Source organism: Variovorax soli NBRC 106424, assembly GCF_001591385.1.
GTDB lineage: Bacteria > Pseudomonadota > Gammaproteobacteria > Burkholderiales > Burkholderiaceae_C > Variovorax > Variovorax soli.
In genome coordinates this window covers 1-26,400 of record NZ_BCUU01000077.1, presented here as the reverse complement: position 1 = coordinate 26,400, position 26,400 = coordinate 1, and the positions used below count along the sequence as shown (strand labels likewise).

At 69.7% G+C, this 26,400-nt stretch carries 23 protein-coding genes; 13 read left to right on the top strand and 10 right to left on the bottom strand.

Going from position 1 to position 26,400, the window contains the following annotated elements; all coding sequences use genetic code 11:
* Positions 1-73: 73 nt before the first annotated feature.
* Complete coding sequence (urtA, locus tag VSO01S_RS19510) at positions 74-1,339, bottom strand: urea ABC transporter substrate-binding protein (protein ID WP_068644470.1); 1,266 nt, start codon at positions 1,337-1,339, stop codon at positions 74-76.
* Between the two features lie 240 nt (positions 1,340-1,579).
* Between urtA and VSO01S_RS19505 the strand changes: the two genes are divergently transcribed.
* From VSO01S_RS19505 to gloA, 7 genes are all read left to right on the top strand, one after another.
* The gene (locus VSO01S_RS19505; protein ID WP_068644469.1) at positions 1,580-4,969 is read left to right on the top strand and encodes a hybrid sensor histidine kinase/response regulator; all 3,390 of its coding nucleotides are present in this window, start codon (positions 1,580-1,582) and stop codon (positions 4,967-4,969) included.
* Entirely contained in the window at positions 4,962-5,876 is a 915-nt protein-coding gene (locus VSO01S_RS19500; RefSeq protein WP_245684263.1) for a response regulator transcription factor, read from the top strand. Before VSO01S_RS19505 ends, VSO01S_RS19500 begins: the two co-directional genes overlap by 8 nt.
* Before the next feature lie 146 nt (positions 5,877-6,022).
* Positions 6,023-7,024, top strand: coding sequence for a Fe(3+) ABC transporter substrate-binding protein (locus VSO01S_RS19495; RefSeq protein ID WP_373282913.1), 1,002 nt, complete (start codon positions 6,023-6,025; stop codon positions 7,022-7,024).
* 83 nt (positions 7,025-7,107) lie between these two features.
* Positions 7,108-8,748: an ABC transporter permease gene (locus tag VSO01S_RS19490; RefSeq protein WP_068644467.1), complete on the top strand. Its 1,641-nt coding sequence runs from the start codon at positions 7,108-7,110 to the stop codon at positions 8,746-8,748.
* A complete protein-coding gene (locus VSO01S_RS19485; RefSeq protein WP_068644466.1) occupies positions 8,745-9,443 on the top strand; it encodes an ABC transporter ATP-binding protein in 699 nt (232 codons plus the stop codon). Before VSO01S_RS19490 ends, VSO01S_RS19485 begins: the two co-directional genes overlap by 4 nt.
* Before the next feature lie 83 nt (positions 9,444-9,526).
* Positions 9,527-10,213, top strand: coding sequence for a glutathione S-transferase family protein (locus VSO01S_RS19480; RefSeq protein ID WP_068644465.1), 687 nt, complete (start codon positions 9,527-9,529; stop codon positions 10,211-10,213).
* A gap of 47 nt (positions 10,214-10,260) precedes the next feature.
* Positions 10,261-10,671: a lactoylglutathione lyase gene (gene gloA / locus VSO01S_RS19475; RefSeq protein ID WP_068644464.1), complete on the top strand. Its 411-nt coding sequence runs from the start codon at positions 10,261-10,263 to the stop codon at positions 10,669-10,671.
* A gap of 15 nt (positions 10,672-10,686) precedes the next feature.
* On the opposite strand, the gene VSO01S_RS19470 is transcribed toward gloA, so the two are convergent.
* From VSO01S_RS19470 to VSO01S_RS19430, 9 genes are read right to left on the bottom strand one after another with little or no spacing between them, the layout of a single operon-like run.
* On the bottom strand, positions 10,687-11,397 hold the full coding sequence (locus VSO01S_RS19470) for an ABC transporter ATP-binding protein (protein ID WP_068644463.1): 711 nt from the start codon (positions 11,395-11,397) through the stop codon (positions 10,687-10,689).
* The gene (locus VSO01S_RS19465; RefSeq protein ID WP_068644462.1) at positions 11,394-12,164 is read right to left on the bottom strand and encodes an ABC transporter ATP-binding protein; all 771 of its coding nucleotides are present in this window, start codon (positions 12,162-12,164) and stop codon (positions 11,394-11,396) included. The genes VSO01S_RS19470 and VSO01S_RS19465 overlap by 4 nt, the downstream gene beginning before the upstream one ends.
* Positions 12,161-13,126, bottom strand: coding sequence for a branched-chain amino acid ABC transporter permease (locus tag VSO01S_RS19460; RefSeq protein ID WP_068644461.1), 966 nt, complete (start codon positions 13,124-13,126; stop codon positions 12,161-12,163). The genes VSO01S_RS19465 and VSO01S_RS19460 overlap by 4 nt, the downstream gene beginning before the upstream one ends.
* A gap of 7 nt (positions 13,127-13,133) precedes the next feature.
* Positions 13,134-14,057 carry a branched-chain amino acid ABC transporter permease gene (locus tag VSO01S_RS19455; protein ID WP_068644460.1) on the bottom strand — a complete coding sequence of 308 codons (924 nt, stop codon included), beginning with the start codon at positions 14,055-14,057 and terminating at the stop codon, positions 13,134-13,136.
* Positions 14,057-14,908: an SDR family oxidoreductase gene (locus VSO01S_RS19450; protein WP_068644459.1), complete on the bottom strand. Its 852-nt coding sequence runs from the start codon at positions 14,906-14,908 to the stop codon at positions 14,057-14,059. Before VSO01S_RS19450 ends, VSO01S_RS19455 begins: the two co-directional genes overlap by 1 nt.
* The gene (locus VSO01S_RS19445) at positions 14,905-15,522 is read right to left on the bottom strand and encodes a cysteine hydrolase family protein (RefSeq protein WP_068644458.1); all 618 of its coding nucleotides are present in this window, start codon (positions 15,520-15,522) and stop codon (positions 14,905-14,907) included. The genes VSO01S_RS19450 and VSO01S_RS19445 overlap by 4 nt, the downstream gene beginning before the upstream one ends.
* Positions 15,519-16,055 (bottom strand): aromatic-ring-hydroxylating dioxygenase subunit beta, encoded by a 537-nt coding sequence (locus tag VSO01S_RS19440; RefSeq protein WP_068644457.1) that lies wholly within the window; start codon positions 16,053-16,055, stop codon positions 15,519-15,521. Before VSO01S_RS19440 ends, VSO01S_RS19445 begins: the two co-directional genes overlap by 4 nt.
* Positions 16,042-17,397: an aromatic ring-hydroxylating dioxygenase subunit alpha gene (locus VSO01S_RS19435; protein WP_068644456.1), complete on the bottom strand. Its 1,356-nt coding sequence runs from the start codon at positions 17,395-17,397 to the stop codon at positions 16,042-16,044. The genes VSO01S_RS19440 and VSO01S_RS19435 overlap by 14 nt, the downstream gene beginning before the upstream one ends.
* A 16-nt stretch (positions 17,398-17,413) precedes the next feature.
* Entirely contained in the window at positions 17,414-18,370 is a 957-nt protein-coding gene (locus tag VSO01S_RS19430) for a PDR/VanB family oxidoreductase (RefSeq protein ID WP_068644455.1), read from the bottom strand.
* A gap of 240 nt (positions 18,371-18,610) precedes the next feature.
* On the opposite strand from VSO01S_RS19430, the gene VSO01S_RS19425 reads away from it, so the two are divergent.
* The 6 genes from VSO01S_RS19425 to VSO01S_RS19400 form a co-directional block, all read left to right on the top strand.
* Entirely contained in the window at positions 18,611-19,798 is a 1,188-nt protein-coding gene (locus tag VSO01S_RS19425) for an ABC transporter substrate-binding protein (protein ID WP_068644454.1), read from the top strand.
* Positions 19,799-19,912: 114 nt separating this feature from the next.
* On the top strand, positions 19,913-20,968 hold the full coding sequence (locus tag VSO01S_RS19420; protein ID WP_068644453.1) for an AraC family transcriptional regulator: 1,056 nt from the start codon (positions 19,913-19,915) through the stop codon (positions 20,966-20,968).
* Between the two features lie 124 nt (positions 20,969-21,092).
* Positions 21,093-22,691, top strand: a complete 1,599-nt coding sequence (locus tag VSO01S_RS19415; RefSeq protein ID WP_068644471.1) for a phytoene desaturase family protein — start codon at positions 21,093-21,095, stop codon at positions 22,689-22,691.
* A 56-nt stretch (positions 22,692-22,747) separates the two neighbouring features.
* Complete coding sequence (locus VSO01S_RS19410; RefSeq protein ID WP_068644452.1) at positions 22,748-23,527, top strand: cyclase family protein; 780 nt, start codon at positions 22,748-22,750, stop codon at positions 23,525-23,527.
* 25 nt (positions 23,528-23,552) lie between these two features.
* Complete coding sequence (locus VSO01S_RS19405; RefSeq protein ID WP_068644451.1) at positions 23,553-25,772, top strand: thiamine pyrophosphate-dependent enzyme; 2,220 nt, start codon at positions 23,553-23,555, stop codon at positions 25,770-25,772.
* Positions 25,769-26,400 (top strand): 2-oxoacid:acceptor oxidoreductase family protein (locus tag VSO01S_RS19400; protein WP_174544747.1); only part of this gene is annotated, 632 nt, incomplete at its 3' end. The genes VSO01S_RS19405 and VSO01S_RS19400, both read left to right, overlap by 4 nt.

Sequence of the window (26,400 nt, the reverse complement as noted above, 5' to 3'; positions counted from 1 at the left end):
CCCGGCGGGTCGATGCGGGCGCTGCATGCCCCCACCCCGACCCTCCCCCAGCGGGGGAGGGAGCCAGCCAGGATTACTGATAGCCCTTGGGGAACGGGTCCGGCTTGATGAGTTCGGGCGACTCCGCCACCACCTTGAAGGTGCCGTCCGGCTGGCCCTGGGCAATGCGCGACTTGCTCCACAGGTGGTGGTTGGCATCCAGCTTCACGTAGCCCTCGGGCGCGGTCTTCAGCTCGATGCCGGGCGAAGCGGCCACCACCTTGTCGATGTCGAAGCTGCCGGCCTTTTCCACCGCGGCCTTCCACAGCCAGGGGCCGAGGTAGCCGGCCTGCGTCACGTCGCCGATTACCGCATCCTTGCCGTACTTGGCCTTGAAGGCCGCCACGAAGGCCTTGTTGTTGGCGTTGTCCAGCGTCTGGAAGTACTTCATCGAGGAATAGAAGCCGGCGAAGTTCTCGCCGCCCACGCCGGTCATCTCGTCCTCCGTCACCGACAGGGTCAAGAGGAACTGCTTGTCGCCGGTGATGCCCGCGGCCTTGAGCTGCTTGTAGAAGGCCACGTTCGAGCCGCCCACCACCGCCGCGAAGATGCAGTCGGGCTTGGCCACCTTGATCTTGTTGATCAGCGAGTTGAAGTTGGTGTGGCCCAGCGGGTAGTACTCCTCGCCCTTCACGGTGCCCAGCTTGCCCACCGTCTCGATGTGCTTGCGCGCGATCTTCATCGAGGTGCGCGGCCAGATGTAGTCGGAGCCCACCAGGAAGAAGGTCTTGGCCTTCTTCTCCTTGGCGCCCCAGTCCAGGCCCCAGATGATCTGCTGCGTGGCCTCCTGGCCGGTGTAGATCACGTTCTTGCTCTGCTCCAGGCCTTCGTAGAAGGTGGGGTAGTACAAGAGGCCGTTTTCCTTCTCGAAGATCGGCAGCACCGCCTTGCGCGATGCGCTGGTCCAGCAGCCGAACACGCAGGCCACGCGGTCGTTCACCAGCAGCTTCTTGCTCTTTTCCGCAAAGGTGGGCCAGTCGGAGGCGCCGTCTTCCTTGATGACCTTGATCTTGCGGCCCAGGATGCCGCCCATGGCGTTGATCTGGTCGATGGCCAGCTGCTCGGCCTGGATCGAACCGGTTTCCGAAATCGCCATGGTGCCGCTGGACGAATGCAGCTGGCCCACCGTGACTTCGGTGTCGGTCACCGCCAGCTTGGTGGTGTTGACCTTGGCGGTGGGCGGCGTCTGCGCCATGGCCAGGCCGCCCAGGCCCAGGGCCGGCAGGGCTGCAGCGCCCTGCAGCAGCTTGCGGCGGCGAAGGTCGAGCAGTGATTTCGCAGGATCGGAAGAACCGGGCATCGAAGACTCCATGCAGTTATGAAGGGGGCGCGCTGCACCATCGCAGTGCGGTCTTGTGGTGCGGCGAAGCACCATGTCCGCCAATGTAGGAAGCGCGCTGCGTACGCCGAATACGTCATTCAACGTAGCGCGCCGCTCGGCCCCGGGCGCCAGACTTCGCCAGCCAGCCTGCGCCGCACGCGCAGAGGACCGGTTCTTGCAGTGGCCAGGGCCTGTCCATGTCCGGGCCCGTTGCACGCCATGTCCTCCACCCTTCCAGGCCAGAAGATCTTCCGCATCCGGCGCGACTACAACGCCTGGGTCGCCAACGAGACCCTGGAGGACTACGCCCTGCGCTACACGCCGCGCAGCTTTCGCAAGTGGTCGGAGTTCCGCGTGGCCAACGCCGCCTTCGGCGCCACTTCCTTCCTGGCACTGGAGGCCATCGGCGGCTCCATCGCCCTGTCGTACGGCTTCACCAACGCACTGTGGGCGATCCTGGTGGTGGGGCTCATCACCTTTCTCACCGGCCTGCCCATTTCCTACTACGCAGCGCGGCACGGCGTGGACATGGACCTGCTGACCCGCGGCGCCGGCTTCGGCTACCTGGGCTCCACCATCACCTCGCTCATCTACGCGAGCTTCACCTTCATCTTCTTCGCGCTGGAGGCGGCGATCCTGGCGCTGGCGGTGCAGATGTACGTGGACTGGCCGCTGCCGGTGCTGTATCTGCTCTCCTCGCTCGTGATCATTCCGCTGGTGATGCGCGGCATCACGATGATCTCGGGGCTGCAGCTGTGGACGCAGCCGATCTGGATCGTGCTGTTCTTCCTGCCCTTCCTGGCCGTCCTGGCCGGGCACCCGCGGCTCTATGCGGACTTCACCACCCTGGTGGGCCGGGTGTCGGGCACCAGCGGCTTCCATCCGCTGATGTTCGGTGCCGGGGCCACGGTGGCTTTTTCGCTGGTGGTGCAGATCGGCGAGCAGGTGGATTACCTGCGCTTTCTGCCCGAGAAGACGCCCGAGAACCGCGTGCGCTGGTGGACCGCGGTGCTGGTGGCCGGCCCGGGCTGGATCGTGCCGGGCATGCTCAAGATGCTGGGCGGGGCCTTCCTCGCCTTCCTGGCGCTGCAGCACGAGATCCCGCCCGAGCATGCGGTGGAGCCCACCCGGATGTACCTGGCCGGCTTCGCCTATGTACTGCAGGACCCGGTGTGGGTGCTGGCCATCACCACCTTGTTCGTGGTGGTCTCGCAGATGAAGATCAACCTGACCAACGCCTACGCCGGCTCGCTGGCCTGGTCGAACTTCTTCGCGCGGCTCACGCACAGCCATCCGGGGCGGGTGGTGTGGCTGGTGTTCAACGTGCTGATCGCGGTGCTGCTCATGACGCTGGGCGTGTTCGGCGCGCTGGAGCGGGTGCTGGGGCTGTACAGCAACATTGCCATCGCCTGGGTGGGCGCGCTGGTGGCCGACCTGGTCATCAACAAGCCGCTGGGCTTCTCGCCGAAGACGGTCGAGTTCAAGCGCGCGCACCTGTACGACCTCAACCCGGTGGGGCTGGTGTCGATGGTGGTGGCCGCGGGCGCGGCCATCGTGGCCTACGCCGGGCTGCTGGGCGAATGGGCGCAGGCCTTCTCCTCCTTCATCGCGCTGGCAGTGGCCATGCTGGTCTCGCCACTGCTGGCCTGGTACACGCGCGGGCGCTACTACCTGGCGCGCACCGACGTGCAGCGCTGGACGCCGGGCGAGGTGGTGTGCTGCTCGGTCTGCGAGAACCGCTTCGAGTCGGAGGACATGGCCTGGTGCCCGGCCTACGGCGCGCCGATCTGCTCGCTGTGCTGCACGCTCGAGTCGCGCTGCCACGACCGCTGCAAGACCGACTCGCGCGCGGCCGAGCAGATCAGCCGCTGGCTGCGGGCCTGGCTGCCCCCGCGCATCGCCACGCGGCTGAACTTCCGGGTGGCGCACTACCTGGTGGTGGCCAGCTCGCTGGTGGCGCTGCTGGCGGGCAGCATGGCCATCGTCTATGCGCAGGAGGCCATCACCGGCAGCGGCACCGAGTTGCTGCGAACACCCTTCCTGAAGGTGTTCGCGCTGCTGTCGCTGGTGGCGGTGGTGGGGGCCTGGTGGATCGTGCTGGCCAGCGAAAGCCGGCACATGGCGCAGGACGAATCGAACCGGCACAACCACCTGCTGTCTGCCGAGATCGAGGCGCACCGGCGCACCGACGCCGCGCTGCAGGCCGCCAAGGAAGCCGCCGAAAGCGCCAACCAGGCCAAGACGCGCTACGTGGCGGGCATGACGCACGAGCTGCGCACGCCGCTCAACAGCATCCTGGGCTACTCGCAGATCCTGCTCAAGGGCGGCGCGGCCTCGCCGCCGCCGCGCGAGGCGCTGTCCACCATCCACAAGAGCGGAGAGCACATGCTGGGCCTGATCGACGGCCTGCTCGACCTCGCGCGCATCGAGGCCGGACGGCTCCAGCTGGAGCCCGCGCCGCTGGCCCTGCCCCAGTTCCTGGACGAGATCGTGCACATGGTGCGGCCGCAGGCGGAGGACAAGGGCCTGGCCTTCGTCTACACCACGCTGGGCGAGCTGCCGCCCTGGGTGCTGGCCGATGCCAAGCGGCTGCGCCAAATTTTGATCAACCTGCTGGCCAACGCGGTGCGCTTCACCGAGACCGGCACGGTGACGCTGCTGGTGGATGCCCGCCGGGAGGTGCTGCGCTTCGACGTGGTGGACACCGGCATCGGCGTGGCGCCGCAGGACCGCCAGCGCATCTTCCTGCCCTTCGAGCGCGGCGCCGGCGGCCGGCGCGCCGGCGTGCCGGGCACCGGGCTGGGGCTGACCATCACCGGGCTGCTGACCTCGCTCATGGGCGGCGAGCTGGCACTGGCCGACAGCTCGCCCCGCGGCAGCACCTTCGGCGTGCGCATCTACCTTCGCAAGGTGGCCGATCCGGGGCCGCAGATCGAAACGCGCCGCCCCATCTCGGGCTACTTCGGCCCGCGCCGCACGCTGCTGGTGGTGGACGACCAGCCGGTGCAGCGCCAGATGCTGGCCGGCATGCTGATGCCGCTGGGCTTCGACGTGCGCGAGGCCGCCAGCGGCACCGAATGCCTGGACAGCCTGCGCGAGAACCTGCCCTCGGCCATCCTGATGGACATCACCATGGACGACATGGACGGCTGGGATGCCGCGGCCCGCGTGCGCGCCGCCGGCTACACCGAGGTGCCGATCCTCATCGTCTCGGCCAACGTGTTCGAGAACCAGGCCGAGCGCCTGCGCGCCGCGGGCTGCCAGGCTTTCATCGGCAAGCCGGTGATCGAGTCGGAACTGATGGCGGTGCTGGAGCGCAACCTGGGCCTCCAATGGCTGGCGCAGCAGGTGACGCCGCCGCTGCCGCTGTCGGCGACACCGGCTGCCGCACCGCCCATGCGCCTGCCGGGCGACGTGCGCGCAGAGCTGATCCGGCTGGTGCAGCTGGGCCATGTGCGGGGCCTGCAGCAGGCGCTGGACCGCATCGCCGCCACCCATCCGCGCCTGGCCGCCACCTGCAGCCACCTGCGCGGCATGGTGTCCCGCTTTGAACTCGACCGCCTGCGCCAGGCCCTGGCAGAAGAAGATGCCGACACACTCGATGCATGAAGAAGACCTCGTGACGATGGATGACGACAAGGCCGCCGAGCGCCCCGTGGTGCTGGTGGTGGACGATGCGCCCAGCAGCCTGGGCCTGCTGTGCGACGCGCTGGAGGGCGCCGGCTACACCGTGCTGGTGGCGGCCGACGGCGAATCGGCACTGGAGCGGCTGGAGCTGGTGGCGCCCGACGCGATCCTGCTGGACGGCATGATGCCGGGCCTGTCCGGATTCGAGACCTGCCGCCGGATCAAGGCCGACCCGGCGCATGCGCACATCCCGGTGCTGTTCATGACCGGTCTGTCGGAAACGCCGCACGTGGTGGAAGGCTTTGCCTGCGGCGGCGTGGACTACGTGGTCAAGCCGATTCGCGTGCAGGAGGTGCTGGCACGGCTGCACACGCACACGCGCAACGCGCGCATCACGCGCATGGCGCGCGACGCGGTGGACGTGGCGGGCATGGGCACGGTGTTCGTCGATGCGCACGGGCGCATCGCCTGGCGCTCGCCGCAGGCGGCGCAGTGGCTGCCGCTGCTGGGGCCGGTGGAGCATGCCGGCCACCTGCCGCGCACGCTGGCGCCGGCGCTCTCGCCGGGGGCCACCGTGCGCACCGGCACCTCGACCGGCGTGCGGCTGTCGGTGCGCAATCTCGGCACCGCGACGCTGGGCGAAACCATGCTGCTGCTGGCCCAGGAGCGAGGCGGCAGCCAGCCGGGCCGCCTGGCCGAAGCGGCCCTCACGCCCCGCGAGACCGAGGTGCTCTCCTGGCTGGCCAAGGGCAAGACGAACCGCGACATCGCCGACATCCTGGGCATGAGCCCGCGCACGGTGAACAAGCACCTGGAGCACATCTTCGAGAAGCTGGGCGTCGAGACGCGGGCGGCCGCGGCGGCGCTGGCGAGCGGACAGTTGGACTGAAAGCGCAGGGGTGCGCCGATCTCAGTGATAATTATTCGTATCGGCACCAAACAACAACACCCAAGAAGCCGGTCTCCGAATTCTTTTCACCCGGAAACTGTCCAATGACTGCACGTCTGTATTCGCGCCTTGGCGCGCTGAGCGGCATGGCTGCCGCTGCGCTCACCTTCACCCTGACCGCTCACGCCGCCGGCGAGGTCACGCTCTACACCACGCGCGAGGCCGGCCTGATCCAGCCGCTGCTCACGGCCTTCACCGCGCAAAGCGGCGTCAAGGTCAACACCGTGTTCGTCAAGGACGGCCTGCTGGAACGCGTCAAGGCCGAGGGCGCGCGCTCCCCCGCCGACGTGCTGATGACGGTGGACATCGGCAACCTGGTCGACCTGGTGGAAGGCGGCGTCACCCAGCCGGTGAAGTCGCCCGCGCTGGATGCCGCCGTGCCGGCCAACCTGCGCGCGGCCGACGGCCAGTGGTATGCGCTGTCGATGCGCGCCCGCGTGCTGTATGCCGACAAGAAGCTGCCCCTGAACAGCTTCCGCTATGAAGACCTGGCCGACCCGAAGTACAAGGGCAAGGTCTGCATCCGCTCGGGCCAGCATCCCTACAACACCGCGCTGGTGGCCGCCATGATCGCCCACGACGGCGAAGCCAAGACCGAGCAGTGGCTGCGCGGCGTCAAGGCCAACCTGGCGCGCAAGGCCACCGGCGGCGACCGCGACGTGGCGCGCGACATCCTGGGCGGCATCTGCGACATCGGCATTGCCAACTCGTACTACGTCGGCCAGATGAAGAACGCCAAGCCGGGCACCGACGCACGCAAGTGGGGCGATGCCATCAAGGTGATCCGCCCGACCTTTGCCGGCAAGAACGGCGGCACGCACGTCAACATCAGCGGCGCGGCCGTGGCCAAGAACGCGCCGCACCGCGCCGAGGCGGTCCAGCTGATGGAGTTCCTGGTGTCCGATTCGGCGCAGGCCTTCTATGCCGAGACCAACTACGAGTACCCGGTGCGCAAGGGCGTCGCGCTCGAGCCGGTCATCGGCGAGACCATCGGCGAACTCAAGGCCGATCCGCTGCCCATTGCCGAAATCGCCAAATACCGCAAGCAGGCCAGCACGTTGATCGACAAGGTCGGTTTCGACCAGTGAGCGTGGCCGCCGGCTCCGGTAGCGCCAGCGGCGCCCAAGGGCAGGCCGCGTTCCGGTGGCCCTTCGCGGGCCGGCGTGTCGGTGTGCGGGCCGTGGGCCCCGTGTGGGGCGCCGGCGCGCTGCTGATCGCGCTGGGCGTGCTGGCGCCGGTGGCCAGCCTGTTCTGGCTGGCGCTGGGCGCCGACTTCTCGCATTGGGCGCACCTGGCGCAGTTCGTGCTGCCCAAGGCGGCCCTCAACACCGCGCTGCTGCTGGCCGGCGTGGGCCTGCTGGTGCTGGTGATCGGCACCGGCTGCGCCTGGATCGTGAGCACCTGCGACTACCCCGGCCGCAGCGTGCTCAACTGGGCGCTGCTGCTGCCGCTGGCCATGCCCACCTACATCGTGGCCTTCGCCTACCTGGACCTGCTGCATCCCATCGGGCCGGTGCAGGGCGCCATCCGCTGGATGCTGGGCTACGACAGCCCGCGCGACTTCCGCCTGCCCGACCTGCGCTCGCTGCCGGGGGCGATCTTCCTGCTGGGCTTCGTGCTCTACCCCTATGTCTACCTCACGGCGCGCGCCATGTTCATGACGCAGCCGGCGCACCTGATGGAGGCGGCGCGCACCCTGGGCGAGAGCCGCGTGGGCGCCTTCTTCCGCGTGGCGCTGCCGCTGGCACGGCCGGCCCTGGCGGTGGGCGTGAGCCTGGCGCTGCTCGAAACGCTCAACGACATCGGCGCCTCCGAATTCCTGGGCATCCAGACGCTGACGGTGGCGGTCTACACCACGTGGATCACCCGCTCCGACCTGGCCGGCGCGGCGCAGATCGCCTGCGCCATGCTGCTCATCGTGCTGGCGCTGGTGCTGGTGGAGCGCAACGGCCGGCGCCATCGGCGCTACGGCTCGGCGCAGCGCATGCGGCCGATCCAGCCGCGCCAGCTGCACGGCACCTCGGCCGCGCTGGCCTGCGTGGCGACCGCGCTGCCGGTGCTGGTCGGCTTCGTGGCGCCGGCCGCCTATCTTCTTCACGAGGTCATCAAGCGCCTGGGCCAGGGCGGCGGCATTTCCAGCGGCCTGTGGGCAAGCCTGGGCAACACGCTGCTGCTGGCCACCGGCGTCACGCTGGTGGCGGTGGCGGGCGGCCTGGTGGTGGCCTGGGCCGTGCGCCGGCTGGGCTCCACGCCCAACCCGGCCCGCTGGCAGGCGCGCGTGGCCAGCCTGGGCTACGCGCTGCCGGGCACCGTGCTGGCCATCGGCCTGCTCACGCCCGCATTGACGCTGGACGGCGCCCTGGCCAGGTTGTTCGGCCAGGCCGGCCTGCCGCTGATGAGCGCCGGCGTGGTGCTGGTGGTGGCCTGCGCGATCCGCTTCCTGGCCATGCCGCTGGGCGGCATCGAGGCGGGCCTGTCGCGCATCTCGCCGGCGCTGGAGCAGGCCTCGCGCCTGCTGGGCGAAGGCAGCGGCACCACCTTGCGCCGCGTGCATCTGCCGCTGCTGCGCCCGGCCATCGCGGCCGGTGCGCTGCTGGTGTTCGTCGATGCCATGAAGGAGCTGCCGGCCACCCTGCTGCTGCGCCCCGCCAATTTCGACACGCTGGCCACCTGGCTCTACGCCGAGGCCTCGCGCGGCACCTATGAAGAAGGCGCGATTGCCGCGCTGGCCATCGTGCTGGCCGGCCTGGTGCCGGTGATCCTGCTGGCCCGCAACCGCCTGGGCAGCGGCCCTGAAGAACTGAGAGCATGAGCGTTTCCCTGAGCCTGAACGGCGTGCGCATCACCTACGAAGGTGGGCGCGAATCGCATACCGCCATCGACAACTTTTCGCTGCTGCTGCCGGCCGGGCGCATCGGCTGCCTGCTGGGCCCTTCGGGCTGCGGCAAGACCACCGTGCTGCGCGCCATTGCCGGCTTCGAGCCGGTGCGCTCGGGCGCCATCCTGCTGGGCGACGTGCTGCTGTCCTCGCCCACCGTGCACGTGCCGCCCGAGCAGCGCCGCGTGGGCATGATGTTCCAGGAGTACGCGCTGTTTCCGCACCTGAATGCCGCGCAGAACGTGGGCTTCGGCCTGCGCCGCCTGCCGCGCGAGGAGCGCGCCGCCAAGGTGGCCGAGATGCTCGCGCTGGTGGGCCTGCAGGAGGCCGGCGCGCGCTTTCCGCACGAGCTGTCGGGCGGCCAGCAGCAGCGCGTGGCACTGGCCCGCGCGCTGGCACCGGCGCCCGCACTGCTGCTGCTGGACGAGCCCTTTTCCAACCTCGACAGCAGCACGCGCGAGCGCCTCACGGCCGAGGTGCGCGACATCCTCAAGGCCGCCGGCCAGACCGCCATGCTGGTCACGCACAACGAGTCCGAGGCCCGTGCCATGGCCGACCACGTCGGCGTGGTGCATGGCGGGCGCCTGGCTCGCTGGAGCGAGCAGGCAGGCACCACGGCGCCGCAGTAGCAGCAATGGGCTTTTTTAGAAAAGGGCATTGACCCTCGGAACAATCGCGCTTCCGTGTTGAACCCCACCGAAGGAAGTACGCGATGCCCCATGCCCTCACGCTCGTCAGCCACCTGCTGTGCCCCTACGTCCAGCGCGCCGCCATTGCGCTGCGCGAGAAGGATGTCGCCTTCGAGCGCGTCGTGATCGACCTGGCCAACAAGCCCGACTGGTTCCTCAAGATCTCCCCGCTCGGCAAGGTGCCGCTGCTGCGCGTGCCGCGCCCGGACGGCAGCGAGAGCATCCTGTTCGAGAGCAACGTGATCTGCGAGTACATCGAGGAAACGCAAGCCGGCCCGCGCCTGCACCCCGAGGACCCGCTCGAGCGCGCCGAGCACCGGGCGTGGATGGAGTTCGGCTCCTCGATCCTGGCGGACCTGTGGGGCTACGAGACCACCCGCGATGCCGAGGTCTTCGAGCAAAAGCGCCAGGCGCTGGCCGCCAAGTTCGAGCGCGTGGAAGCCGAACTGGGCGAAGGCCCCTTCTTCGCCGGCCAGCACTTCAGCCTGGTCGATGCGGTCTTTGCGCCGATCTTCCGCTACTTCGAACTGTTCGACGACCTGCACGACTCGCACGTCTTCGACCGCACGCCCAAGGTGTCCGCATGGCGGCGGGCACTGCGCGAGCGCCCGAGCGTGCGCGATGCGGTCGTGCCCGAATACCGGCAGCACCTGCATGCGTTCCTGCAAAAGCACGAGGCGCATCTGCTGACGCTGGCAGGCGCCCGTTGAAGCGCCGACAATCGACGGATACGGCAACTTCCCCACGATCCAACGACATGCGACTCCTCCACACCATGCTGCGCGTCGGCAACCTGCAGCGCTCCATCGACTTCTACACCCAGGTGCTGGGCATGCAGCTGCTGCGCACCTCCGAGAACCCCGAGTACAAGTACAGCCTGGCCTTCGTCGGCTACGAAGGCAACCCGGCGCAGGCCGAGATCGAGCTGACCTACAACTGGGGCGTCGAGAGCTACGAGATCGGCACCGCCTACGGCCACATCGCGCTGGGCGTGCCCGATGCCTACGCTGCCTGCGAAAAGATCAAGGCGGCCGGCGGCAACGTGACGCGCGAGGCCGGCCCGGTGAAGGGCGGCACCACGGTCATCGCCTTCGTGACGGACCCCGACGGCTACAAGATCGAACTCATCCAGCGCGCCGAAGGCGCCGCCGGCGGCGGCCTTCGCTAGCCTGCCGGCTTCTTCTCAAACGCCCACGTAGCGGTCCCAGAGCCCCGGGTCCGCCTTCAGCTGGCCGGAGGTGCCATGCCACACCACCCGGCCGCGCTCGATGATGGTGTGGCGGTCGGCCAGCTGGATCAGCCGCTGCACGTACTTGTCGATGACCAGGATCGCCTGGCCGTGCTGGCGCAGCAATGCCAGGCATCGCCAGATCTCCTCGCGCACGAGCGGCGCCAGGCCCTCGGTGGCCTCGTCCAGGATCAGCAGGTGCGGATTGGTCATCAGCGCCCGGCCGATGGCCAGCATCTGCTGCTCGCCGCCGGAGAGCTGGTTGCCCATGTTGCGCGAGCGTTCCGCCAGGCGCGGGAACAGGTGGTACACGCGCTCCAGCGTCCAGGGCTCGCCGCTGGCGTTGCGGTTGGCGCTGAAGGCCAGCAGGTTCTCCTGCACCGAAAGGTTGGGAAAGATCTGCCGCCCCTCGGGCACCACCGCCAGGCCCATGCGGGCAATGCGGTCGACCGACAGCGCCTCGATGCGCTCGCCGCGAAAGCGCACCGTGCCGCCACGCGCACGCGTCAGCCCCAGCAGCGAGCGCACCGTGGTGGTCTTGCCCATGCCGTTGCGGCCCAGCAGCGTCGCCACCTCGCCCTCGCGGATGTCGAAGGTGATGCCGAACAGCACCTGGCTGCTGCCGTAGGCGGTCTCGACCTGGTCGACTTCGAGCAATGCCGTCATGCGCCCACCTCTTCCAGCTCATCGCCCAAGTAGGCCTGCCGCACCTCGGGGCTCTTTCTGATTTCATCCGGCGTACCGCTGGCGATGACCTTGCCGAACACCAGCGCCGAGATGCGGTCGGCCAGGCGGAACACCGCATCCATGTCATGCTCGACCAGCAGCATGGTGGTCTCGCCGCGCAGGCCCTGCAGCAGCGTCACCATGCGCTCGGACTCGTCGGGGCCCATGCCGGCCATGGGTTCGTCCAGCAGCAGCAGCTTGGGGCGAAGCGCCAGCGCCAGGCCCACCTCCAGTTGGCGCTGCTGGCCGTGCGAGAGCGCACCCGCGATGCGCTGCGCCTGCGGCCCGAGCCCGACGCGCTCGGCCACCTGCGCCGCCGCCTCGTAGCGCGCCCGCTCGGCGCGTGCCGGTCGCCAGAAGCGCATGCTGCTGCCGTCATGCGCCTGCACCGCCAGCGCCAGGTTGTCCAGCACCGTCAGGCGCTTGAAGACGCTGGTGATCTGGTAGGAGCGCGCCAGGCCCAGCCGCACGCGCTCGTGCATGGGCAGTGCGGTCACCTCGCGCCCGTCGAAATGGATCTGGCCGCTGGAGGGGCGCAGCGCGCCGCTCAGCTGATGGACCAGCGTGGACTTGCCGGCGCCGTTGGGGCCGATCAGCGCATGGATCTCGCCCGTCGCCACGCTCAGGCTCGCATGGTCGGTGGCAACCAGCCCGCCGAAGCGCTTGACGAGCCGCTCGGTGCGCAGGAGTTCGGCGTGCCGGGTCATTGCGCGGCCCTCCGCCGTGCCAGGCTCATCAGGCCGCTGGGCGCCAGCAGCACCACGGCCAGCAGCACCGCCCCCAGGCCGAACTGCCAGTAGACCGTGTAGCCCACCAGCACCTCCTCGACCAGCAGGAAGGCCGCCGCACCGGCGAGGCCGCCGAACAGGTGGCCGACGCCGCCCAGGATGACCATCACCAGCAGCATGCCGGACTGGCTCCACTGCAGCATGGCGGGGCTCACGAACCCGCCCTGGTTGGCCAGCAGCGCGCCGGCCACGCCCGCGATGGCGCCGGCCAGCGTGAAGGCGGCCAGCTTGTAGCGGAACACCGGAAAGCCGATGGCGGCCATGCGCACCTCGTTCTCGCGGATGCCCTGCAGCACATGGCCGAAGCGCGCATTGAGCAGGCGCTGGATGGCGATGAAGGCCGCCACAAAAAGAAGCAGCGCCACGTAGTAGAACTGCCGGTCGTCGCCCAGGTCGAGCCCCAGGCCGAGCCGGGAGCGCGCGGCGAGCGAGAGGCCGTCCTCGCCGCCCCAGGCCTTGAGCGACACCGCCAGGTAGAACAGCATCTGCGCAAAGGCCAGCGTGATCATGATGAAGTACACGCCCTGGGTGCGCAGGCTGACCAGCCCGATGACGAAGGCGAACGCGCCGCCCAGCACGAAGGCCGCCGGCCAGGCGATCCAGGCCGAATCCACGCCGCCCTGCATGAGCACGCCCACCGTGTAGGCGCCGACGCCCACGAAGGCCGCATGCCCGAAGCTGACCATGCCGCCAAAGCCCAGGATGAGGTTCAGGCTGGTGGCCGCCAGCGCGAAGATCAGGATGCGGGTGGCCACGCCGATGTAGAAGTCCGCATCCAGCGCATGCGCGATGGTCGGAAGCAGCACCAGCAGCGCCAGCAGCGGCGCGCTCCAGCGCAGGCGGAGGCCGTGGTCCAGCAGGTTGGGAGAAGAAGTCGTCATCGCGCTTTCAGCCGTGGGCAGGGAACAGGCCGCGCGGCTTCCAGAACAGCACGGCAGCCATGAGCAGGTAGATCAGGATCGAGGCCAGGGCCGGCCCGGCGTTGGCGGCGGCGTCGGGGCCCATCAGGCGGCCGAAGACCATCGGCAGCAGCGAGCGGCCCGCCGTGTCCACGATGCCCACCAGCAGCGCGCCGAGCAAGGCGCCGCGGATGGAGCCGATGCCGCCGATCACGATCACCACGAAGGCCAGGATCAGGATGCTCTCGCCCATCCCCACCTGCACCGCCAGCAGCGGCCCCAGCATGCCGCCGGCCACCGCGCACAGCGCGGCGCCCAGCGCGAACAGGCCGGTGAAGAGCCGCCGCACATTGGTGCCCATGGCCATCGCCATCTCGCGGTTGGAGGCGCCGGCGCGCACCTGCATGCCCATGCGGGTGCGCGTGACCAGCAGGAACAGCGCCAGCGCCACCAGCAGGCCCACGCCGATGATGAAGAGGCGGTAGGCCGGATAGCTGAAGCCCGGCAGCAGCTGCACCGGGCCGGCCAGCTGGGCGGGCAGGTTCAGCGGCACCGGCTGGGCGCCCCAGACCATGCGCACCGCCTCGTTGGCCATGAGCAGGATGGCGAAGGTGCCCAGCACCTGCGCGAGATGGTCGCGCTGGTAGAGCCGCCGCATCACGGTCCGCTCCAGCACCACGCCCACCACGGCGGTGGCCGCGATGCCGCCGGCCAGGCCCATCCAGAAGGAACCGCTGGCGCCGGCGATGGTGGCGATCAGGTACGCGCCGATCATGTAGAGCGAGCCGTGCGCCAGGTTGATCATGTCCATGATGCCGAACACCAGCGTGAGCCCCGCGGCCAGCAGGAACAGCATCAGTCCGAACTGCAGCCCGTTGAGAAGCTGCTCCAGCACGAGGATGGCGGTCTGCATCAGTCGCCCTTCGTCTCGCCGCCGCCGCTGCCTGCGCCCGGCGCCAGCCGCTCGAACCAGGTGCGCGGCGAGATGCCCTGGTCCGGGCCGAGCGCCGAGAAGCCGCCGTCCACCGGCAGGTCCGCACCGGTCATCCATGACGCATCGGCGCTCAGGGCGAACGCCACCGCCTGGCCGATCTCGTCGCCGCGGCCGACGCGGCCCAGCGGATGGAAGCGCGCGCCCACCGCGTCGGCCGCCTCGATGGAATCGCCGCTCATCGACGCCACCGCCGGCGACCAGGTCCAGGCCGGCGACACCGACAGCACGCGGATGCCGCGCGGCGCCAGCGCCACCGCGAAATTGCGGGTGATCTGCAGCAGCGCCGCCTTGGACGCGGAATAGACGGCGCGGCCCGCCGAGCCGAACTTGCCGCCCACGCTGCCGAGGTTGACGACCACCCCGCCCTGCTGCATTCGCGCCGTCGCCTTCTGCGTGAAGATGGCGGCGGACACCAGGTTGACGTCGAGCGTGCGCAGCCACTGCTCGCGCGTGGAGGCCAGGCCGCTGTCGTCGTAGCTGCAGGCGTTGTTCACCAGCGCATCCAGCCGGCCCCAGCGGGCCAGCACGGCGTCGATCACGCGGTCGATGGCGGCGTCGTCGGTGATGTCGGCCTCGAAGAACTGCGCGGCCGCGCCGATGGAGGCCGCCACCGCCTGCCCCGCCTCGCGCCCGCGCCCCACCAGGGCCACGAACGCGCCGTGGCCGGCCAGCGTGCGCGCCATGTCGGCGCCCAGGCCCTGCGTGGCGCCGGTGACGATGGCCACCCGGCCCGCAAGCCGGGGCGCGCCGGTCGATTCGCTCTTGTTCATGCTGGCTCCTGTGCCAAGGTGTTGAGGCCATCGTCCAGGCTCACGACGTCGGCGATCAGCCGCATGCTCGCGAGCGCGGCCTGGTGCGCGGCCGGGTCGGCCGCGGCGCAGACATCGGCCAGCACGCGGACCTCGAAGCCCCGGTCCGCCGCATCGCGCACGGTGCTCTCCACCACCGAATGCGTGGCCACGCCGGCCACCACGAGGCGCCGCGCCTGCAGCAGCCGCAGCAGGGCTTCGAGCTCCGTGCCGTAGAAGCCGCTCACGCGTTTGTGGGTCACGACGAATTCGCGCGAACTCGCCAGCGGCCCGAGCCCGTCGAAGAAGGCCGAGCCCCAATGGCCCTCGCGCACCGCACCGATCTCCTCGGTGCGCCGCATGATGGGCATGTTGCGGGCCAGGTCCGCATAGTCTTCGCGAAAGGCGATGCGCACGTGGACGATGGGCCATTCGCGCGCGCGTGCCGCCTGCAGCAGGCGCTGCGCGCGCTCGATCAGCGCGGCGCGTGCCGGATCGTCCGTGCCCAGGCCGACGCGGATGCGGCCTTCGGGATGCAGCACGTCGTTCTGCAGGTGCAGCGCCAGCACCACCGGGGGCGAGGATGGCGCCGTCAAATGAACACCTCCAGGTTGCCGTGCACGTCGTCGCAGTTCACCAGGTCCACGCGCTTGAGCACGATCTGCCAGCCGCCGGCCTCGGTGGCGGCCAGCTTGTGGAAGGCGGCGCCGGCCAGCTGCCGCTGCGCCTTTCGCCATTCGGTGAGCTGGAAGACCGAGCGCACGATCAGGTGCCCGGCCGCGTCCAGCCCCTGCACGGCGATGTTGCCCACCACGCGGGCGGTGCGCGTGGGCGGCTGCTGCGACCAGTTGCGCGCGTTCTCCAGCCGGCGCACCCGCACCTCGCGCAGCATGGCGTCTTCCCAGAACAGGGAGATCTGCTCGAACGGGTTGGCCTGGCCGTGAAAGCGCGGCACCCAGTAGCGGCCGTGCTCCGTCCACAACGCGAGCCATTCGGAAAAGCGGCGTTCGTCCAGCAGCTGCGCCTCGTCGAACAGGAAGCGCTCGACGCCGCGCAAGGCCTCGCCGGACAGTTCGGCCCCGGCCACCGGCGCGACCGAGACGTCGAAGTTGCGATCAAGCAGCTGCATGGTTCTTCTCCTCGTTCTTCGCGCCGGCCTGGGCGGCGCTGCCCTCGGCCAGCATGTAGTCGCGCCACGCGGCGAACTGGTTGCGCATCGGCAGCTCGCTGGTGCCGTTGGTGGACACCCAGCCCTCGTCCAATGCCTTGTCGGTCCCCAGGTAGCGGTGCAGGCTCACCCACTCGCCGCCGCGCGTGCCGTTGCCCTCCTGGCAGCGGCGGTAGACCTCGACGTCGTCCGGCATCACGTTGGACGAAGGCGAATTGATCACGTTGGCATAGGTCAGCGCGCGGTCGAACACCTGCTCGGGCGCACCCTTGAGGCGGAACACCTGGATCTCGACCATGGTGCGGTTCACCGCCAGCGGCCGGATCACCCGGAACTGCTGGAACACCGTGTGCGGCGAGCCGCTGCCGTAGATGACCGTGTTGTGCCGGTTCATGCCCAGGATGGCGCGCGCGCGTTCTTCGCCGTGCACCTGCGACAGCGCCTCGAAATGCGCGCGCGAGACCGGGTCGCGCGTGGCCGCGGCCGGATCGAAGATGCCTTCCATGTAGCCGTGCCCGTTGGGGTAGGCGCGCAGCTCCAGCTTCTCCCAGAACTCGTAGGGCTCGCCGTTGCCGTCCATGATGAGCAGCTCGAAGGGCATCTCGCCGATCTCCTTGGCCTCCTCGCGGGCAGCGACCACCGACGACTCGTGCGTGACGCGCGCATGCATCGTGTCGTGCAGGTTCTCGTAGAACACCTTCCAGTTCGATTCCTGCAGCACGCGGAACACGCCGCCCGTCACTTCCACCTCGCCCACCGGGGAGCGGTCGCACAGGTTGTCGATGGACGTGGCCACGCCGCCGAGGAAGGCCTTCAGGTCCGGCCCATCGGCCGCCTGGCTGGCGAACACGAAGCCGCGGTAGCTCTCCACCCGCGCCAGCCGGCGCATGGAGAAATCGGGGTGGGCGGGGTCGTAGCAGGTGCCCTCGAAGCCCTTCTTCATCGGCGCCGCCAGGTGCGTGCCGTCGAGCTTGAAGGTCCAGGCGTGATAGGGGCAGCGGAAGAACTTGCCCGCACAGCCGTCGCCTTCGGCCACCACCTGCGCACCCTTGTGCGGGCAGCGGTTGTACAGCACGTGCACCTGGCCGTCGGCGGCGCGCACCATCAGCACGTCCTGGTCGCCGATGCGGGTGGTGTGGTAGTCGCCGGTGGCGGGCACCTGGCTTTCGTGGCCGACGTAGATCCAGGCCTGGCCGTAGATGCGCTGCATCTCCAGCTCGAAGATGCGGGGGTCGGTGTAGACGCTCTTGTGCACGCTGTCGGGGCGCACCAGGCCCGCGAGGGTTTCCGTGGATAGGGTCATGTCGTGGTCTCCTTGATCAAAGTTCCAGCACCAGCCGGCCGGAGCGCGCGCGCGAGACGCAGGGGCAGAACTGCCCTGCCGCGCGGTCCTGCGCCGACAGGCAGATGTCGCGGTGGTCCGCTTCGCCGGCCAGCACCCGGGTGGCGCAGATGCCGCATTCGCCGCGGCGGCAATCGAACAGCGGGTCCAGACCGCGCGCTTCCATCACGTCCATCACGGAGCGGTCGGCGGGCACCTCGAACTCGTGGCCGCTCGCAGCGAGCACCACGGTGAACGGCCGCTCGCTGCCGGTGTCCAGGCTGCCGCTGAACAGTTCGCAGTGCAGCGCCGGCTCGGGCCAGCCCAGGGCGCGCGCGGTGTCCAGCACGGCGGCGATGAAAGGCTTGGGCCCGCACACATACAGGTGCCGCTGCGGCGCATGCGCACCGATCAGCCAGCGCAGGTCGGGGCCCTGCGCGGGGTCGCCGCCGTCGAACCAGCAGTGCGCGCCGGGCAGCGACTCGATCTCTTCGCGGTAGGCGGCCAGCGCGGCTTCGCGGGCGAGGTAGTGCAGCTCGAACGCCCCGCCCTGGCGGCGCAGCTCGCGCGCCATGCACAGGATCGGCGTCACGCCGATGCCGGCGGCCAGCAGCAAGGGGGAATGCGGCCGCGCGTCCAGCTCGAACTGGTTGCGCGGCGTGGCGGCCTTCAGGGTGGCGCCGGCCGCGAGCGCGTGCATCCAGCGCGACCCGCCGGCGCCGCCGGGCTCGAGCTGCACCGCGATCTCGCAGCGCCCGCTTTCGTCCCAGGGCGATACCAGCGAGTAGGCGCGGTGCATCGCCCGCGCGCCGCCTTCGTGCGGAATCTCGAACGCCAGGTGGGCGCCGGCCGTATAGGCCGGCACCGGCCGCCCGTCGGGCGTTGCCAGGATGAAGCGCTTGATGCGCGGCGCCAGTGCCTCCACGCGCTCCACGCAAAGATCAAAAGTGGACATGGCTTCACTCTAGGTTTGCGGTGCCGGCGCCCGCTAGCCGCGGCTGGCAGCGCTTGTCCGCAATTTGCAGCCCAGGGGTTTTCACCGACCGGCTGCGGAAATCGGACAAGCGCTCGCACGCCTGCCATTTCCGGCTATTCGGGCGCGTGCGATTTCCGAAGAATCCGCTGGCGCCGGATCCAGGCCTGCCCGGCCGGCTGCCCCCAACCCATCCGGAAGATCGCAAAGAAGGAACGCTCCATGCCCTCACGACGCAACCTGCTCGCCACGACGGCGATCACCCTCGCACTCGGGCCGCTGGCCCTGGCACCGGCCCAGGCCGCCGGCACCATCAAGGTCGGCTTCCTCACCACGCTGTCCGGCCCCGGCGGGGCGCTGGGCATCGATGCGCGCGACGGCTTCAAGCTCGCCCTCACCCACCTGGACGAGAAGCTGGGCGGCGTGCCCGCCACGCTGAACGTGGCCGACGACCAGCAGGACGCGCAGGCCGGCCGCCAGAGCGCCGACCGCCTGCTCAAGCGCGACAAGGTCGACGTGATGACCGGCGTGGTGTTCTCCAACGTGCTGCTGCCCATCCTGCCCGAGATCCTGCGCAGCAAGACCGTGTACCTGTCCACCAACACCGGGCCCAAGGACTACGCCGGCGAGAAGTGCGACCCCAACTTCTTCGCCACCGCCTGGGAGAACGAGGACATTCCCTCCGCCATGGGCCAGTTCGCCAACGACAAGGGCTACAAGCGCATCGCGGTGATCGCCCCCAACTACCCGGGCGGGCGCGAATCGCTGGACGGCTTCAAGCGCCTCTACAAGGGCGAGCTGGTGCAGGAGATCTACACCAAGATGGGGCAGCTCGACTTCGCGGCCGAGCTGGCCGGCATTCGCAGCAGCAAGCCCGACGCGGTGTTCTTCTTCCTGCCCGGGGGCATGGGCGTGAACTTCATCAAGCAGTTCGGCGCGGCGGGCCTGGGCAAGGACATGGCGCTGCTCACGCCCGGCTTCTCCGCCGACGAGGACACGATCAAGGCCGTGGGCGACGCCCTGGTGGGCACCTACAACGCCTCGCAATGGGCGGCCGACCTGGACAACGCGCCCAACAGGAAGTTCGTGGCCGACTTCGTGAAGACCTACGGACGCACCCCCACCATGTACGCCGCGCAGGCCTACGACGCGGCGCTGCTGCTGGACAGCGCGGTGCGCAAGGTGCAGGGCAAGGTCGAGGACGGGCCCGCCTTCCGCGCCGCGCTGCGCGCTGCCGACTTCAAGTCGATCCGCGGCGCCTTCCGCTTCAACACCAACCAGTACCCCATCCAGGACATCTACATGCGCGAGGTGTATCGCGATGCCGGCGGCCGCATCACGAACCGCACCGTGGGCAAGGTGCTGAGCAACCACGCGGACCCCTTTGCCGGCGCCTGCAAGATGCAGTGAGGCAATGCCGCCATCGCTGCCGTATCAGACCCAATTGCTTTACTTCTAAAGTTATGGCCTGATTGCCGGAACAGATGCCTCCGTTGCCGGAGGCCGTTCCGGAGATCCCAGTCGATGCATTCCGCAGCCACGCTAGATCTGTCGAAGGTCTATCGCAGCCCCGTCTTCCGATCGCGCTCGAGCGTGGAATCGCACCGTGAACTGAGCTCGGCCCTGAGCGAGCACCGGCTGCGCTGGGGGTCCGGCGAGGTCGCGACCTCGCTGTACCGGCGCGACCTGCAGCTTGGCAGCGTCATGATCCTGTCGTACGGCGCCGAGGTGGAGGTCACGCCCGCGCCCTTCGAGGGCTTCGTGCTGGTCCAGATGCCGCTGCGCGGCACCGCCGAGGTGGAATGCGACGGCACGCCGATCCGCATCGGCTACGGCGAGGTGGCGGTGCTCGCGCCGCGCCGGTCCGTGCGCCTGCTGTGGCAGCCGGGCTGCGAGCAGCTGATCGTCAAGCTGCCGCACGAGCTGCTGCGGCGCGCGGCCTGCCGCGATTGCCCGCTGGGCCATTGCACCGGTGCGGCGGCCTGCACCGTGTGGGGCAGCTCGGTCGGCAAGATCGCGCCGGCGGCCGCCTCGCAATGGCTGGCCTTGATGCAGCAATTGCTCGCCCTGCTGCCCGCCGGCCACAACGGCGGGGCCCAGCCGCAGCATCAGCAGCCGCATCCGCCATGGCTCGGCCCCTTCGAGCAGACGGCCGCGCTCTTCCTGCACCAGCACTACGAGTCCAGCGCCGACGGCCCGTTGCCCGGCGGCGCCCGCGCGCCCGGCTCCTCGGCCGGCAGCGACAGGGACACCACGGCCGGCATGCGGCTGGAACGCCTGGAAGCCTTCATCCGCAGCCGGCCCTTCGCGCCGCTGTCGCTGGTGGACCTGGCGCGCGTGGCCGGCGTGACCACGCGCACGCTCAATGCCATCTGCCACCGCAACCGCGGCGTCTCCCCGATGGAGCTGCTGCGCAACCTGCGGCTCGAAGGCGCGCGCGACAGGCTGCTGCAGGACGAGGACGCCAGCATCACCGACGTGGCGCTGGAGCACGGCTTCGGCCACCTCGGGCGCTTCTCCGCCTACTACCGCGAGCGCTTCGGCGAGCTGCCGCGGCAGACCGGCAAGCGGGTGCGATAGGCCCATGATTCGGCTGCGCAGGCAACAGACCAGGGCTTTCCCTGCTCCAATATCTGCGGGAATCGGACAGTCACGGACGGAATTCGGATAGTTCTTGCTCGGCGAAGACCGCAAGATTTGCGCCATGGCTTCTTCCTCCCCCACCCGAACGGACGACGCACTCATCGTCGGCAGCGGCATCAACTCCCTGGTCTGCGCCGCCCTGCTCGCGCGCAGCGGCAGGAAGGTGCGGGTGCTGGAGCGCGAGCAGACGCTGGGCGGCTGCATCCGCACCGACGAGCTCACGCTGCCCGGCTTTCGCCACGACACGCTGTCGACGGCGCATCCGCTGTTCCTGGTCGGGCCCGCCTACGCCGCACTGGGCCAGGCGCTGCACGAGGCGGGGCTCGAATACTGCAACACCGAATCGCCCACCGGCGTGCTGCTGCCCGACGGCCGGCACCTGGTGCTGTCCACCTCGCGCGACACCAACCTGCAGCGCTTCGACGCCGCCGGCGCGGGCGACGGCGCCGCCTATGCCGCGGCCCTGAGCGAGGTGGCAACGCAGGCGCCGCTCGTCTTCTCCCTGCTGGGCAATGAACTCTGGCGCCTGGGCACCGCCAGAACGCTGGGCATGGCGGCCTGGAAGCAGGGGCCGCGGGCCCTGTCCAACTTCTTCGGCGACGCGCTCACGCCGGCGCGCCCGTGGTTCTCGCAGACCTTCTCGTCCGACCTTCCGAGCGCCCTGCTGGCGCCCTGGGTCCTGCATTGCGGCCTCGGCCCCGACGCCCCCCTGTCCGCCTTGATGGCCAAGGTGGTGGCCTTCTCGCTCGAGGCGGTCGGCATGCCGATGGTCAAGGGCGGCAACGCCAATTCGGTGCGCGCATTCGAGCGCCTCATCCGCGATGCGGGCGGCGAGCTGGAGACGGCGGCGGACGCCGAGCGCGTGCTGGTCGAGCAGGGCCGCGCGGTGGGCGTGCGCCTGGCCGATGGCCGCGAGTACCGTGCGCGCGAGGTCATCTGCAACGTGACGCCCACGCAGCTCTACCAGCGCCTGCTGAACCCTTCGGACGTTCCGCAGGACATTGCCATGAAGACGCGCCAATGGCGCTACGGCAAGGGCAACATGCAGATCCACCTGGCGCTGTCGGAAGCGCCGCAGTGGCCCAGCGCGGCGCTGGGCCAGGTGGGCTACCTGCACCTGACGAGCGGGCCGGATGCGGTCTCGCGCGCAGTCAACGAAGCCGAGCGCGACCTGCTGCCGGCCGAGCCGACCGTGTGCGTCGCCCAACCCACCGCGCTGGACCCGAGCCGCGCGCCCGAAGGCCAGCACATCCTCTGGATCCAGGTGCCCGAATGCCCGCGCGAACCGGTGGCGGACGCCGCCGGCGAGATCGCGGTGCCGCCGGGACGCAAATGGACGCCGCAGTTGCGCGAAGCCTTTGCCGACCGCGTGATGGAGCGGATCGCGCGCCACGTTCCCAACCTGCGGCAGAGCCTGCTGTCGCGCGTCGTCCTCTCGCCGGCCGACCTCGAAGGCCTGAACATGAACCTGGTGGGCGGCGACCCCTACGGCGGCGACTGCAGCCTGGACCAGTCCTTCCTGTGGCGGCCGCTGCGCGCCACGCGCAACCACGAGACGCATGTGGCCAACCTCTGGCACATCGGCGCATCCACCCATCCGGGCCCGGGGCTCGGCGGCGGCTCGGGCTTTCACGTCGCCAAGGCGCTGGGCGCGGCCTGAGCGCCGCACAGCGCATCCACCACTCACCCACGAACACAACTGCAGGAGCAAACCGCATGACCACCTCCCTCGCCCAATTCGCCCAGGACATCGCCAGCGGCACGCTGCGCGTGATCGACCTGACGCACACGCTGTCCTCCGAATTCCCGGCCCTGCAGCTGCCGCCCCAGTTCGCACAGGTGTGGGCCTTCAAGTCCGAGAAGATCTCGCAGTACGACGAAGCCGGCCCGGCCTGGTACTGGAACAACTTCTCCTGCGGCGAGCACACCGGCACCCACTTCGACGCGCCGATCCACTGGGTCACCGGCAAGGACTATCCGAACAACACGGTCGACACCATCGACGCGCGCAACTTCATCGGCCCGGCCGTGGTGGTGGACGCCAGCGCGCAGGTGGCCGCCAACGACGACTGGCTGCTGACGGTGGACTTCCTCAAGGCCTGGGAAGACAAGCACGGGCGCATTCCCGAGAATGCCTGGGTGCTGTTTCGCACCGACTGGTCCAAGCGCATCGACAAGCCCGCCAGCTACGTGAACATGCGCGAAGACGGCGCCCACACGCCCGGCCCCACGCAGGAGACGGTGGAGTGGCTGATCAAGGAGCGCAATGTGCGCGGATTCGGCGTGGAGACCATCAACACCGACGCCGGCCAGTCGTACGCCTGGCCCACGCCCTACCCCTGCCACACGCTGATGCACGGCGCCAACAAGTACGGCCTGCAGTGCCTGCGCAACCTGGACCAGCTGCCGCCGCAGGGCGCCATCATCGTGGCGGCGCCGCTGAAGATCCAGGCCGGCTCCGGCAGTCCGCTGCGCGTGCTGGCGCTCGTTTCCTGACCTCGGCTTTCGCCCGGCGACAAAGATGGCAGAGCGTTCATTCGCAAAAGAAGTCGAGCAGCTGCGCGTTCCGGCGGGAACCGAGTTCCGCGGCGAAGGGATCCTGGCCGTCACCAAGGCGCTGCTCGAATCCGGGGTGAGCTACGTCACCGGCTACCAGGGCTCGCCCATCTCCCACCTGATGGACGTGCTGGCCGATGCGCAGCCCATCCTCAACGAGCTGGGGGCCTACTTCGAGCCCGCCGCGAGCGAGGCGGCTGCGGCCGCGGCCCTGTCGGCGTCGGTGAACTACCCGGTGCGCGGCGCCGTGACCTGGAAGTCCACCGTGGGCACCAACGTCGCGTCGGACGCGCTGGCCAACCTGGCCTCGGGCGGCGTGACGGGCGGCGCCCTCATCATCGTCGGCGAGGACTACGGCGAAGGCTCCTCGATCATGCAGGAGCGCACCCACGCCTTCGCGATGAAGTCGCAGATGTGGCTGCTCGACCCCAAGCCGCACCTGCCCTCCATCGTGAAGGCGGTGCATGACGGCTTTGCGCTGTCGGAGGCGACCCACACGCCGGTGATGCTGCAGCTGCGCATCCGCTCCTGCCACCTGCACGGCAGCTTCATCACGCAGGAGAACCGCCGCCCCGCGTACAGCCTGAAGGATGCGCTGGAGCATCCGGCGCGCGACCTCAACCGCATCGTGCTGCCGCCGGCCTCCTTCCTGCATGAAAAGGAGAAGCTGGAAAAGCGCTGGCCGGCCGCCGTCAGGTTCATCACCGAGCACGGCCTGAACGAATTCATCGACGGCGACCTGGACCACATCGGCATCGTCGCGCTCGGGGGCCTCACGAACAACGTGCTGCGCGCGCTCAAGAAGCTGGAGCAGGCCGACATCTTCGGCACCAGCCGCGTGCCGATGCACATCCTCAACGTGGCCTATCCGCTGGTCGAGGACGAGGTGGTGCGCTTTTGCAGCGGCAAGAAGGCCGTGCTGATGATCGAGGAAGGCCAGCCCGACTTCCTCGAGCAGAACCTCAACACCATCCTGCGCCGACGCGGCATCGGCACTGCCGTGCACGGCAAGGACCTGCTGCCCATGGGCGGCGACTACACGGTCGCGGCGCTGCAAAAGGGCATCCGCGGCTTTCTCGAGCTGCACCATCCGGCGGCCTTCGCTTCTCCGGTGGCGGTGTCGATGCCGACGACCCGAAAGGCCCCGCAGGACATCGCCGTGCCGGCAGCGCAGGCCATGCCACCCGCCGCAGCCGTCTCCGCGCTGCTGCCGCCCCGGCCGCCGGGCCTGTGCGTGGGCTGCCCCGAGCGGCCCATCTTCTCGTCGATGAAGCTGGTCGAGCAGGAGCTGGGCATGCACCACGTGTCGGCGGATATCGGCTGCCACCTGTTCTCGATCATGCCGCCCTTCAACCTGGGCGCCACCACCATGGGCTACGGCCTGGGCGGCTCCAGCGCCTCGGCCTTTGCCGCGGGCACGCAGCTGGGCGCCTCCAAGAAGGCGGTGGCCTTCATGGGCGACGGCGGCTTCTGGCACAACGGGCTCACCTCCGGCATCGCCAACGCGGTCTTCAACCGGCAGGACAACGTCTTCGTCATCGTCGACAACAACTACTCGGCCGCCACCGGCGGGCAGGACATTCCCTCCTCGCGCGCGGTCAACCCCAACCGCAGCACCATGCATCCGATAGAGCGTGCGGTGCGCGGCGTGGGCGTCGAATGGGTGCGCACGCTCACGCGGACCTACGACGTCAATGGCATGCGCGATGCACTGCGCGCGGCGCTGAGCGACAAGTCGCCCGGCCCCAAGGTGGTCATCGCGCAGAGCGAATGCATGCTCAACCGGCAGCGGCGCGAGAAGCCGGCCAAGGCCAAGGCGATCCAGCAGGGCGAGCGGGTGCTGAAGGAGCGCTTCGGCGTGGACGCGGCCGTGTGCTCGGGCGACCACGCCTGCATGCGCGTGTCCGGCTGCCCCAGCCTCACGCTGGCGCCCAGCGGCGACGCGCTCAAGCCCGACCCGGTGGCCAGCGTGGACGAGCATTGCGTGGCCTGCGGCCACTGCGGCGAAGTGGCGGATGCCGCGGTGCTCTGCCCCTCGTTCTACAAGGCCCACAAGGTGCACAACCCGGGCTCGGGCGAGCGCTGGCTGAACCGCTGGCGCCGCGGCGTGCTGGGCTGGCTGCAGGCGCGGCAGAAGCGCGAGCGCGCCGCGCGGGCGCTCTACCCCACGGAGGGCGCGCCATGAGCCGCCTGAGCCCGCTGCAGCCGAAGTCCATCAACATCGCCATCCTGGCGCTCGGCGGCCAGGGCGGCGGCGTGCTGGTGGACTGGATCGTCGACCTGGCCGAGCATGCCGGCTGGACGGCGCAGGCCACCTCCGTGGCCGGCGTGGCGCAGCGCACCGGCGCCACCATCTACTACATCGAGCTGGTCGAACCCACCGCCGGACACGAGCCCGTGCTGGCCCTGATGCCGGTGCCCGGCGACGTCGACATCCTCATCGCGGCCGAACTCATGGAAGCCGGCCGCGCCGTGGAGCGCGGCTTCGTCACGCCCGAGCGCACCACCGTCATCACCAGCAGCCACCGCACCTACGCGGTGCAGGAGAAGATGGTGCCGGGCAACGGCGTGGCCGACAGCGGCGCCGTGCTCGACGTCGTGCGCGGCGCCTGCCGCCAGCTGGTGATCGAGGACATGCAGGCGCTCGCCGCCGCGCAAGGCAGCGTGATTTCCGCGAGCCTTTTCGGCGCCCTGGCCGGCAGCGGCGCGCTGCCCTTCCCGGTGGCGGACTTCGAGGCCGTGGTGGAGCGCAGCGGCGTGGGCGTCAAGCCCAGCCTGGCCGCGATGCGCGCGGCGGCAGACCTGGCCAAGCA